Source organism: Acetobacter papayae JCM 25143 (assembly GCF_000613285.1).
In the GTDB taxonomy this organism is placed as follows: domain Bacteria; phylum Pseudomonadota; class Alphaproteobacteria; order Acetobacterales; family Acetobacteraceae; genus Acetobacter; species Acetobacter papayae.
The window spans coordinates 20,007-31,025 of the sequence record NZ_BAIN01000017.1 but is presented as its reverse complement, the minus strand read 5'-3'; the positions used below and the strand labels follow the sequence as shown (position 1 = coordinate 31,025).

Annotated in this window: 11 protein-coding genes; 8 read left to right on the top strand and 3 right to left on the bottom strand. The window is 59.4% G+C overall.

Going from position 1 to position 11,019, the window contains the following annotated elements; genetic code table 11:
• The first annotated feature begins 2 nt into the window (after positions 1–2).
• The 5 genes from JCM25143_RS23670 (at position 3) to JCM25143_RS17450 (ending at position 4,324) form a co-directional block, all read left to right on the top strand.
• Positions 3–1,154: a purine-cytosine permease family protein gene (locus tag JCM25143_RS23670; protein ID WP_234395036.1), complete on the top strand. Its 1,152-nt coding sequence runs from the start codon at positions 3–5 to the stop codon at positions 1,152–1,154.
• A complete protein-coding gene (locus JCM25143_RS23665; protein ID WP_234395035.1) occupies positions 1,151–1,420 on the top strand; it encodes a hypothetical protein in 270 nt (89 codons plus the stop codon). Before JCM25143_RS23670 ends, JCM25143_RS23665 begins: the two co-directional genes overlap by 4 nt.
• A gap of 125 nt (positions 1,421–1,545) precedes the next feature.
• Positions 1,546–3,417, top strand: a complete 1,872-nt coding sequence (locus tag JCM25143_RS23660; RefSeq protein ID WP_234395034.1) for an ATP-binding response regulator — start codon at positions 1,546–1,548, stop codon at positions 3,415–3,417.
• The gene (locus JCM25143_RS23655; RefSeq protein WP_234395033.1) at positions 3,414–3,578 is read left to right on the top strand and encodes a hypothetical protein; all 165 of its coding nucleotides are present in this window, start codon (positions 3,414–3,416) and stop codon (positions 3,576–3,578) included. Before JCM25143_RS23660 ends, JCM25143_RS23655 begins: the two co-directional genes overlap by 4 nt.
• A complete protein-coding gene (locus JCM25143_RS17450; protein WP_234395032.1) occupies positions 3,536–4,324 on the top strand; it encodes a response regulator in 789 nt (262 codons plus the stop codon). The genes JCM25143_RS23655 and JCM25143_RS17450 overlap by 43 nt, the downstream gene beginning before the upstream one ends.
• Positions 4,325–4,389: 65 nt before the next feature.
• On the opposite strand, the gene JCM25143_RS17445 is transcribed toward JCM25143_RS17450, so the two are convergent.
• The 3 genes from JCM25143_RS17445 to JCM25143_RS06280 form a co-directional block, all read right to left on the bottom strand.
• The gene (locus JCM25143_RS17445; RefSeq protein ID WP_148300026.1) at positions 4,390–4,758 is read right to left on the bottom strand and encodes a hypothetical protein; all 369 of its coding nucleotides are present in this window, start codon (positions 4,756–4,758) and stop codon (positions 4,390–4,392) included.
• Between the two features lie 108 nt (positions 4,759–4,866).
• Positions 4,867–6,018: a hypothetical protein gene (locus JCM25143_RS06290; protein WP_051543006.1), complete on the bottom strand. Its 1,152-nt coding sequence runs from the start codon at positions 6,016–6,018 to the stop codon at positions 4,867–4,869.
• Positions 6,019–6,179: 161 nt separating this feature from the next.
• Complete coding sequence (locus JCM25143_RS06280) at positions 6,180–7,127, bottom strand: LysR family transcriptional regulator (protein WP_025860402.1); 948 nt, start codon at positions 7,125–7,127, stop codon at positions 6,180–6,182.
• A 167-nt stretch (positions 7,128–7,294) separates the two neighbouring features.
• Between JCM25143_RS06280 and JCM25143_RS06275 the strand changes: the two genes are divergently transcribed.
• The 3 genes from JCM25143_RS06275 to JCM25143_RS06260 all read left to right on the top strand — a co-directional run bounded on the left by JCM25143_RS06275 (position 7,295) and on the right by JCM25143_RS06260 (position 11,001).
• Positions 7,295–8,020 (top strand): cysteine hydrolase family protein, encoded by a 726-nt coding sequence (locus JCM25143_RS06275; RefSeq protein ID WP_025860401.1) that lies wholly within the window; start codon positions 7,295–7,297, stop codon positions 8,018–8,020.
• 27 nt (positions 8,021–8,047) lie between these two features.
• A complete protein-coding gene (locus tag JCM25143_RS17440) occupies positions 8,048–9,019 on the top strand; it encodes an ABC transporter substrate-binding protein (protein ID WP_051543002.1) in 972 nt (323 codons plus the stop codon).
• A 398-nt stretch (positions 9,020–9,417) separates the two neighbouring features.
• A complete protein-coding gene (locus JCM25143_RS06260; protein WP_025860400.1) occupies positions 9,418–11,001 on the top strand; it encodes a carbohydrate porin in 1,584 nt (527 codons plus the stop codon).
• The last annotated feature ends 18 nt before the right edge of the window (positions 11,002–11,019 follow it).

Below are 11,019 nucleotides of genomic sequence, written 5' to 3'. Positions count from 1 at the left end.
CCTTGACGCAAGCCCCCCCGCCAGACACCAGCCGCCTGCGTATTGTCCGCACACGGCGGGCCTATAGCCGCTGGGCGGCCGACCAGACATTCGAGGATTACGCCCTGCGCTTTACTGCGCGCAAGGCGCGGGCCGCCACCCCCATGCGCGCCGCGCTAACGGCCCTTGGCTCCACATCCTTTCTGGCGCTTGAGGCCATGGGCGGCACGCTCACGCTGGCTTTTGGTTTTTCCAACACGCTGCTGGCAACCCTGCTGGCCACGGTGGTTATTTTCTGCATTACCCTGCCGCTCTGTGTGGCGGCCGGGCGGGCCGGGCTGGATATAGACCTGCTGACGCGCGGCACCGGGTTCGGCTATATCGGCTCCACCATAACCTCGGTCATTTACGCCAGTTTCACGTTCATTTTTTTCGGGCTGGAAGCCGCCATTCTGGCGGGCACGCTGCACGCACTGCTGGGCATGCCGCTCTGGCTTGCGTATCTGGGCTGCTCGGTCATCATCATCCCACTTGTCACATGGGGGATGACCTTCATCGCCCGTTTCCAGATTGCAACACTGCCGGTCTGGCTCGCGCTCAACCTTATTCCGCTGGTGGCTCTCCTGCTTACCCACCCTGCCCTTGTACCGGGCTGGGCGCATTTCAACGGACTTACCCCGGCACTGGGCGAGGTCAACGCCATTGCCATTGGCAGCGCGGCCTCGGTTATTATCGTTCTGGTCTGCCAAAGTGCGGAGCAGATCGATTTCCTGCGCTTTCTGCCCGAGCAGACACCCCAGAACCGCCGCGCATGGTGGGTGGCACTGGTTCTGGGCGGGCCGGGCTGGGTGGTGCTGGACGCCTTTAAAATCATGGCGGGCTCGCTGCTGGCATGGGCCGTGCTGCAAGGCGGATTTTCAGCCGCTCAGGCGGCACAGCCGGGGCTGATGTACTGGCTGGCATGGAGCACATGCGTGCCACCCCAGCTTGCCGCCGTAATGACAGTCGCGCTGGTTGCGCTTTCACAGATCAAAATCAACATCACCAATGCCTATGCGGGGTCGCTGGCGTGGTCGAACTTCTTCTCCCGCCTGACACACACTCATCCGGGGCGGGTGTTTTACGTGCTGTTCAATATCGCCATTGCCCTACTGCTGATGGAAGCCGGCTGGTGAACACGATCCAGACCGGGATCACGCTCTATGCCGTGCTGGCCTGCGCGTGGATCGGGGCCATTCTGGGGGATGTAGCACTGTGCAAACCCCTGAAGCTGAGCCCCGCGCGCATAGAGTTCAAACGCGCCTTCCTGCCTGACCTCAACCTTGTCGGGCTGGGGGCATGGGCACTGGCTGCCACTATGGGGTTTGTGGCCCTGAGCGGTGTTGCAGGCCCGCTGACTGCGGCCTATGCCCCTTTCATAACACTGGCACTAGCTGCCTGAGCGCGCCCCTTCTGGCCTCCATAACCGGCGGGCGCACCTATCTGGCCCGCCAGCCCCCCACAGACTGGAACACCAGAGCCCACAAAACCTGCGTCATTTGCGAACACCGCTTTGAAGCGGAAGATATGGCCCCCTGTCCGGCCTATGGCGGCACAATCTGCTCGCTATGCTGTTCGCTGGACAGCCGCTGCCGCGACCGCTGCAAGCCTGTTTCCACCCGTATGGCCGCACAAATGGCAACCCCGCTGCACAGCCTGCCGCCACGCCTGCGCCATGTTCTGACCTCGCCCGGGGGACGCTTTGCCTTTCTGCTCTGCGGCATTGTTGTGGTTATGGCGCTGCTGGCACGCCAGACTGGCCTGCCTTTTGACAGCACGCTGCTGATTGTCTCTTTTCTGGCCAGCACGGTAGGGGCGTGGCTGCTGGTCATGGCGCAGGAAAGCCGCCGCACCGCCACGCGCGAAACCCTGCACCAGACCCGCCTACTCATGAACGAAATCCGTGCCCGCCGCCGCACGGATCAGGCGCTGCAACAGGCGCGTGAAAAGGCTGAATCCGCAAGCCTTGCCAAAACACGCTATATCAGCGGGATCAGTCATGAAATCCGTTCTCCGCTGAATGCCATCATGGGCTATATCCAGCTTTTCGAGCATGACCGCCGTATCCCGCCCGAGCGGCTGGGCGCGCTGGGTATCATGCGCGAAAGCGGGGAGCATATCACCTCTATCCTGTCGGGCCTGCTCGATATCTCGCGCATTGAGGCTGGCCGGATCGAGCTGCATTCCGACATGGTGGAGCTGCCGGTTTTTCTTGAATCGGTCGCACAGATGATCCGCATGCAGGCACAGGCACGGGGCCTGCGCTTTCTATGGCAGCCCGGCCCGCTGCCAGCGGTTGTCACCTGCGATGAACACCGGCTGCGGCAGATCCTGCTCAACCTGCTCTCCAACGCAGTCAAGTTCACGCAGCATGGTTCTGTCACTTTTTCCGCAACATGGCAGGCACAAATTGCAGAATTCGTTATTGAAGATACTGGCCTTGGCATTCCGCCCGAAGATCAGGGGCGGATTTTCGAGCCTTTCGAACGCTCTGCCTCCACCGCCAGTATTCCCGGCACCGGGCTGGGCCTGACCATTACAAAACTGCTGACCGAAATACTGGGTGCCGAGCTGACATTTTCCAGCACACCCGGTGTGGGCACGCGCTTTCGCGTGCGGCTGATGCTGCCTGACCGGCAAAGCCGCCCCGCCCCGCGCCTTTCCGCTTTCCCCACCGGCTATGCAGGCCCGCGCCGCAAGGTGCTGATTGTCGATGATAACCCCGAACACCGCCAGATCATGCGCGAACTGCTGGAGCAATGCGGTTTCGATGTCGAGGATGTGGAAAGTGGGCCCGCCTGCCTGAGCTGGCTTGAAACCCGCCAGGCCGACCTGCTCCTGCTCGACCTGTCCATGCCAGGAATGGACGGGCGCGAACTCGCACTGCGTATTCGCGCACAGGGCGGCCCTGCCATTCCCATCCTGTTCCTGACCGGCAATCTGGTGGAAAGTGCAAACCGGCATGTTCCCTCGCTGGACGACTGTCCCGTGATTGGCAAACCCGTCAACCTGTCGGTTCTGCTCGAAAACATCCGTCATATTCTCTCCCTGACATGGATCATGCCTGATACGGCAGAAGCCCCCCCATACCCCCTTACGGATGAAACAGGACAATCAGGCACACAGGCTCCCACCAACGAGGGTAAAACATCCAGCGAGATAGCCCACGAACCCTGCATGGACATACCCCCCCAGCAGGCGGCGCATCTGCCTCCTGCCGAACGCGCGCTCCTGCTTGAAGCGCTGGACAGCGGCAATCTGCGTCAGTTGAAAAACCATCTGGCTGTTTTGCAGGCCAATCGGCCGGAACTACAGAATGTTCTGGCCCCGCTGCTCGCGCTCGCCGCCGGTTATCAGCTTGAAAACCTTCGCCAGCATCTGGAACACACACAGCCATGACCCTGTCTGCTTCCACACGCCGCTGTATTCTCGTGATTGATGATGACCCAAGCGTGCTGGGTATCATGGATGAAAAACTGTCTGATAACGCTACACAGTTCTGCTTGCCCAATCAGGGGTGGCAGCGCTTGAAGTGGTCTCGCATACAGCGCCAGACCTGATTCTGGTCGACGCCCTGATGCCGGGCATGACCGGCTGGGAAGTATGCAAAAAACTGCGCCAGAGAAGACAGAACGCAACAACACCAATCATTTTCATGACCGGACTGACAGAAACCGAACATGTCCTGCGTGCGTTCGAAGCCGGTGCGGTAGACTACGTGAACAAGCCACTACGGCTAGAGGAAGTGCTGGCACGGGTGAATGTTCACCTTGAGGCCTCGGCGCGTATCCGCGCGACCCATAGAGCGCTGGATGATGTCGGGCGGTATTTTCTAGCGCTCAACCGCAGGGGCGATATCGTATGGACAACACCCCATGCGGCCCGCCTGCTGGAGAACATTCCCCCCTCCCTGCTGGCGGAACTATCCATTCCCACGCCGTTACCCGCACCGGGCAGTGTGCTGCTGCGCCATAGGGCAGAGGATCATGAACTAAGCCTGATTTTTGTCGGCGCTACAGGCAACGGTATGGGGGAAGATGAGCGACTGCTGCGCATTACCACACAGGCCCACCAGCCCGAGCGGGTGTTGCAGGACAGGCTGGGCCTGAGCGCGCGTGAGGCCGAAGTGCTTTTATGGATATCACGCGGCAAAACCAGCCGCGACATTGCGGATATTCTGTCTGTCAGCCCCCGCACGGTCGATAAACATATGGAGCAAATCTACAATAAAACTGGCATGAGCACACGGGCCGCCGCAGCATCCACCGCCTCACGCCTGTTGCAGGAAGGACAGGGCAGGCCGTAAGCACCCGGCCAGCCCATAACGGAGAGAGGCCGCATCAAGCGGCGGCCCCTCTGCGCGCGGTCGTCTTATTTTGCGTCAGAAAGACGGGGCTGCTCGTCTGAAGGCACAGTAATATTCGGGCAGAGTTTTTGCTGCTCAAGAGCCTGTACTTCTGACAGCCTTTTTTCAAGGTCTTCGAGCTTCATGTCATCCCACTCATTGACCCCACCATGCCCCGAGGGGGTCAGGGTCATGCCGTTCATGATTCCGAAACCCGGGAACGGGTCAAAACTGACGCTGAACGCCGAGCCTTTTTCAGCCGCTGTCGTATCATGGTTCTGGCGCGCGCTGATCTTATCGCTCAGCCTGACATCTTCTACCACAAGATGCCGGCAGTCCATGCTCTGCAAAGATGGCGCGGCATGGGCCATCACCATACCAAGGGGACAGGACATGAAAAGAGCCCCGTACAGAAAAGATCGTTTCAAGGTCTGCACTCCGATAAAGCCGGGATAATCGTGCACAACCCGGCCGGAAATTGGAACAAGCGGTCTCAGACCGGATCAGTACTGCAACTGCATACCCAGCAGAAACGCATTCGATGCCTGACTGCCTGCCGGGCTGTAGCGAACATAATCGAACGTGAAGCGCAGGTTATGTCCGTCCATCACGTAGTTGGCCCCTGCATCGAACTGTGTGGTTTTCGGATGCCCCGGCCCATACATATCTTTTTTGTAAATGAACTCCTGATACCGTACCAACGGCTGCACGCGGCCCCAGCCCAGCCGGTAAGGAATAAGATACGCCGTGCTGAGCAGAAAAGCCGTACCGTTATTGATACCGCCAACATTCCCGTAATCCGGGTCACGCTGGCCATAACCGGCTGCAATATCTTTCACGCCATCGGTGTAGTACTGATAATACGCACCCTCAAGGGTATAAACGCCGTAACGGGCGTCCTTACCTATCTTTTTCTCAAACAGGCCATCCACGTTCCAGGCTTTGTAATCACCTTTCTGCTGTGCGGAGCCTACGCCATCCACCTCATACTGCCCGGCCAGACCAATCGCCAGAATATCGGCTTTTCCGTAATAGGTGCTGGCGGTGTAATAGGCTGGAGAGGGTTCGGGATCGAGAAAGTTATATTCAAGCCGGCCAGCAAACAGCGGATGCTCGCCGTAGTTCGATCCACCGGGCACCCAGTTATGGCCACGGTAAATACCCGCCGTATAGCGGAAGCGATCATTCAGCACCTTGCCCCAGATGGTTACACCGTCATCACGGCCAGACCATGCACCGGGATATTGCGAAACCAGCGGAAAGGCATAGGTGCTGAGAAAATACGGTCCATCAAGGTTTGAACGGTCACTCGGGGTCAGCATCCGCCCGAACCAGACATTGAACGCCTTCATGGGTTCAACCTGCAAGATGCCGTCGAGCACGTTCCAGTTACCATCGCGCAGGCGTTCGAGGTTCAGCGTTGTTTTGACATAGCGATGAAACTGCGCGCCCATGTAAACACGAAAGTCAGCCGCACTGGCCGCGCTGGAATTATCCTTGGTTGCGGGGTCGCGGGTCAGGTACTGGCCACGCACACCCACACCGAGCGTAAAAGACTTGTCCTTGCCGAAATTGACCGTAACACCGGCCTGCGCCGGACGGGGCTGGGACAGGCCAAAGGCCGCACAGGCGGACAATATGCCGCCACACCACATCATTTTCTTCCTGCGGCTCATAGGAAGCCGCGACACGCGCGCAATCATGAACATCTCCTTGTGGCCGCACTTACCCGCTGGCGACATGGAAATATTACGATATGATATCGTTTAGACGGGATGCGCGAAATTACTTAGCGTTACGCATAGCCCTGTCGCTTTTAACGAAAACCGGGCCTTGCGCGCAGGCGGCGCAGTATTTCTTCATGGAAAAGCTGGGCGGGAGTCGAAAGCCGGGTAAAATCGCCGGTAATGAGATACACAAAATAACTTGGCCGCAGCGAACCCGGCAGCAGGGGCCAGAGCCGCTCACCCAGTGGTTCGGCCACGATGGTTGGTAAAAACCCTATACCCAACCCCAGACGGATCAGACGCATGGCTTCACTCAGGTCATCCGCCTGTGCCACGGTGTTTTTGCCCAAATCGTAATGCAGCCTGAACCGCCCGACATCCGCAGGTTCATCCGCAGCCGCCAGAATGAAACGCTGCCCGGCCAGTGTCGCGGGATTTCTGATCGAATGTCCGAAAAGCGGATGCGCACGCCCGCAATAAAGCTGCTGGCTTTCACGTAACATGGGTTCGTAACGCAGCGTGGGCACGGACTCGCTCTCATACGTTACCCCCACATCGGCCTCGCCCGACTGCACCGCATCCAGCACGTTGCGCCATGTGCGGATTTCCACCTTGACCGTTACATCAGGATGGCGGGCGGAGAATGAAGTCAGGGCATCATCAAGGTCCTGACAGAGAATATCCGAAATCATGCTCAGTCGCAGCGTACCTTCGATCCGCCTTGCGGCCTCACGGGCTACATGCGGCACCATCCGCACCGCCTCCGCCGCCTCGGTAATCTGTTCAAAAACCGCCTTACCCGCCGGTGTCAGCGCAATACCCTGTGGTGTGCGGCGGCATAGCTGCACCCCCACCTGCTCTTCCAGCCGCCTGAGCGACAGGCTTAGGCCCGGCTGGTGCATACCCAGCGAGCGGGCCGCAGCACTAATACTGCCGCAGCGGGCGATTTCATAAAACTGGCGAAACAGGTTCCAGTCAGCCCGCGTGATAAAGCGCCTTTCATCCTGCGACAAAGGCTGGTCCGTGCGCGCCGTCATACTGGGTTCTCCCGTTCGTCTGACCCTGTTTTGATATACTACAGTCTTATACCCCTTATCATTTTTTTAGGCGTTCCGCGTATGGCTTGGCCTGCACTACCCTGAAGGCACGGCGCATAACCGCCCCTGCACCACACGGTCTCTATTTTTTTTCAGGGTTACAGAGCATGGCACTTCAGGTTCCCGCGACAGGGTATGATTTTCCCTTTACCGGCGATTTCCACCCCTCGGAAACCGCTCTGGTCATTATCGACATGCAGGTTGATTTCTGCGCGCCGGGCGGGTGGGTCGCCAGCCTGACACCCGCGCTTGACCTCATGCGCGCGCCCATAGAACCTATCAAACGCGTTCTGGGTGCCGTCAGAGCCGCAGGCATGAAAGTGATCTACACCCGCGAGGGCCACCGCCCCGATGGCTCCGACCTAACTGCCGTCAAGCAGTTCCGCACCCGCCTTGCCTATGATGGCGCGGGTGTTGGCGAATATACTGCCCTCGGCCGCGTGCTGACACGCGGCGAGCCGGGGCATGAAATTATTCCCGAACTCGCCCCCGAACCGGGCGATATCATGATCGACAAGGTCGGCAGCGGCTGTTTTTACGGCACGGAAATGGAGCATATCCTGCGCGCCAACGGCATCCGCCATCTTGTTTTTACCGGCGTCACCACGGAATGCTGTGTCCATACCTCCATGCGTGAGGCGGCTGACCGGGGGTTTGACAACCTCCTGCTCGAAGATGCAACCGCCGCCGTTACGCTGGAACTCAAGGAGGCGGCTGTCAGCATTATCCGTGACCCCTCGACCCTGTTCGGCACGGTTGGCAAATCGGACGATCTGATCGCCGTGCTGGAAACCCTCGGACAGAAGCAGCACCCCGGACACACAGCGTCCTGAGCGCCAAACCAAGCGGAGACCCCTGCCATGACAAAGCGTTTTTCGTGGAAAACAATTCTGGCCGCCTGCTCCTTCGGTCTGGCATGCCTTGCGGGCAGCGCGCAGGCCGAGCCCTTACGCATTGGCTATAGCGACTGGCCGGGCAGCGTGGCCTGGCAGATCGCCATCGATAAGCACTGGTTCGCTGAAAAACAGCTCGATGTCGTATTCGACTGGTTCGATTACGGTGCCATGCTGGATGCCTATGCAACGGGCAAGCTCGACGCCATCAGCGCCACCAATGGTGATGTACTGAGCACCGGAGCTAACGGGCATAAAAGCATTACGATCATGCTGAACGACTATTCGGACGGCAATGACATGATCGTTGCCACACAGGACATTAAAACCGTGGCCGACCTGAAAGGTCATAAGGTAGCGGTGGAAACCGGGCTGGTCGATCATCTGCTGCTGCTCACAGCCCTGCAACGCAGCGGCCTGTCGGAAAGCGACATCACTATCGTTCATACCCCCACCAATGAAACGCCGCAGGTTCTGGCCTCGGGCAGTGTATCGGCTATCGGGGTATGGCAGCCCAATGCGGGGCAGGCGCTGCATGAGGTTTCGGGCTCTCACCCGCTCTTTACCTCACATGATGCGCCGGGGCTGATTTACGACACGCTCTCGGTCGATCCGCTCAGCCTGAAAACCCACGAAAAGGAGTGGCGCGAGGTTGTCCAGATCTGGAACCGGGTGGTGGCCTATATCAAAGACCCCGCAACCCAGGCCGATGCCATCGATATCATGGCCCGGCGCGTGGGCATTGCGCCCAAAACATACAAGCGGTTTCTGGATGGCACACACCTGCTCAGCCTGTCTGACAGCCGCCCGATCTTTGAACGCGGTCCGGGGCTGAACTCCCTTTACGGATCGGATGAAAACGCCGACCGCTTCAATGTGAAATACAACGTCTACAAAACGCCCCAGAACGTGGACAGCACCATCAAACCACTGTTCTGATCCCCCTTTGCGCGGGTGCCGCATTTTACGCACCCGCGCGCCTGACGGCACGGCCCAGACTGGCCTACCGGGCGCGCTGCGGCCCTGCCCCAATGGCAAAGCGCTCGCCCTCCGGCATACCGCTATGGTTCCACTGCCTGTATGGCAGCCATTCACGCGCCCTGTCCGCACGGGCAAACCCACACAGGCAAGCGATGTGGGGCGCCGATGATTATGATAATTCAATGAATTCCAGCCACCGGAACATTCCGCATGGCTGGATGGCTTTGTCCATGGCAGGCCTTGCGGTTATGGTGCCGACCTGACGCCGCAACCCTCTCTGCCCTGTTCCTGAGTGAATTATCCTGATTTTCCCTAACGCACGCCCTTTTTCCTCACTCTGTGAGCCAGACAGATTCATGACGCCACGCCCCCCTGTCGGGACGTGGTTCCTCCTGCTTGCCCTGTCAGCCCCCGCATTATGGGCGGGGCTGTCCGGCACACCTGCACGGGCTGAACAGCCTGAAACACAGGTGGAACTCGATCAGCGGCGGCTAGCCCATTCTGCCCCCGTCATTGAGCAGATCGGCCCTATCACCATGCCCGATGCGGGACGCACCGGCACCAATGCCGATGCGAGCCCTCCGCTCCCCACCGCGACAGAAGCCCCCGATGAGATGGACGATCACCTGTTGGGCGGGTTGTGGGGCGCGCGGCACTGGATGGCGCATCAGGGCATTACGCTCGATGTGCAGGAAGTGGACGAATTATGGGCCAACGTCACAGGTGGCAGCGCCTCGGCGGGGGATGGCGGCAAAGGCTCAGGCACTGGCCCGTATTATGATGGCGTTACGCTGGTGACACTCGGCCTTGATCTGGAAAAAATCATGGGCCTGCGCGGGGGCCTGTTCAATATCAGCGCCCTGCAAACCCATGGCCGGTCGATCTCGCAGGACCATCTTGCCCTGTTCAACCCGGTCTCGGGCTATGAGGCAGACCGCTCCACCCGCCTGTTTGAACTATGGTACCAGCAGTCTTTTCTGGACAACACGCTGGATATCAAGATCGGGCAGCAGGATCTGGATACGGAATTCCTGATTTCCAACTACGGCGCACTGTATCTGAACGCCAATATGGGCTGGCCGGTAGCCCCCTCCAACAACCTGTATAGTGGTGGCCCGTCATGGCCGCTGAGTTCGCCCGCCATCCGCGTGCGCTATCGCCCGAATGACAGCCTGAGCATTCTGGTTGCCGCGGCGGATGATAACCCCGCCGGGGTGCGCTATAATGCCTTTACTGTCCAGCATGGCGGCAACACCGCGGACCCCACCAACCAGACAGCCATGGATGGCAGCGGCACGCTGTTCAACATGAACACCGGCGCGTTGCTGATGGCCGAAATCCAGTATGCCATTAATCCGGGGCCGGGCCATGTGGGGCTGCCGGGCATTTACAAACTGGGTGGCTATTACGATACGGCCGATTTTCCCGACTACCGCTACAACACCAGCGGTATTCCGCTGGGCAGCGCACAGGATACAACCGCCTCTCCCCGCATGGTGGCGGGTAACTGGCTCATTTACGCCGTTATAGACCAGATGCTCTGGCGCCCGGCCCCCGATTCCGCCCGCTCCATAGGCGCTTTCACCCGCGTGACAGGCAGCGGCCCGTCCATCAGCACCCAGATCAGCTTTGCGGTGGATATGGGCATCAACTTCAACGCCCCCTTCCGCTCACGCCTGAATGACACGCTGGGGCTTGGCTGGGGGCTTGGGCAGGCCTCATCCGGATTGCGCCAGTACGACCGCACGGCCCGCCTGCCCGTACAGAACACCGAAACCTATATAGAGCTGACCTATCAGGCCCAGATTCTACCCTGGTGCACCCTCCAGCCCGATTTCCAGTACATCTTCAACCCCTCCGGCGGGGTGCTGGACTGGACACACGAGCATACGGTGCAGAACGAGGCCATTTTTGGCCTGCGCTCCTCGGTTACCTTCTGAAAACAGCCTGCATGGCCC

Excerpts from the sequence above, each read along its gene's own strand:
- JCM25143_RS23655 (WP_234395033.1), top strand. The coding sequence starts at position 3,414 with ATGACCCTGTCTGCTTCCACACGCCGCTGTATTCTCGTGATTGATGAT.
- JCM25143_RS17440 (WP_051543002.1), top strand. The coding sequence starts at position 8,048 with ATGACAAAGCGTTTTTCGTGGAAAACAATTCTGGCCGCCTGCTCCTTC.
- JCM25143_RS23660 (WP_234395034.1), top strand. The coding sequence starts at position 1,546 with ATGGCCCCCTGTCCGGCCTATGGCGGCACAATCTGCTCGCTATGCTGT.
- JCM25143_RS17445 (WP_148300026.1), bottom strand. The coding sequence starts at position 4,758 with ATGTCCTGTCCCCTTGGTATGGTGATGGCCCATGCCGCGCCATCTTTG.
- JCM25143_RS06260 (WP_025860400.1), top strand. The coding sequence starts at position 9,418 with ATGACGCCACGCCCCCCTGTCGGGACGTGGTTCCTCCTGCTTGCCCTG.
- JCM25143_RS06290 (WP_051543006.1), bottom strand. The coding sequence starts at position 6,018 with ATGTGGTGTGGCGGCATATTGTCCGCCTGTGCGGCCTTTGGCCTGTCC.
- JCM25143_RS06275 (WP_025860401.1), top strand. The coding sequence starts at position 7,295 with ATGGCACTTCAGGTTCCCGCGACAGGGTATGATTTTCCCTTTACCGGC.
- JCM25143_RS06280 (WP_025860402.1), bottom strand. The coding sequence starts at position 7,127 with ATGACGGCGCGCACGGACCAGCCTTTGTCGCAGGATGAAAGGCGCTTT.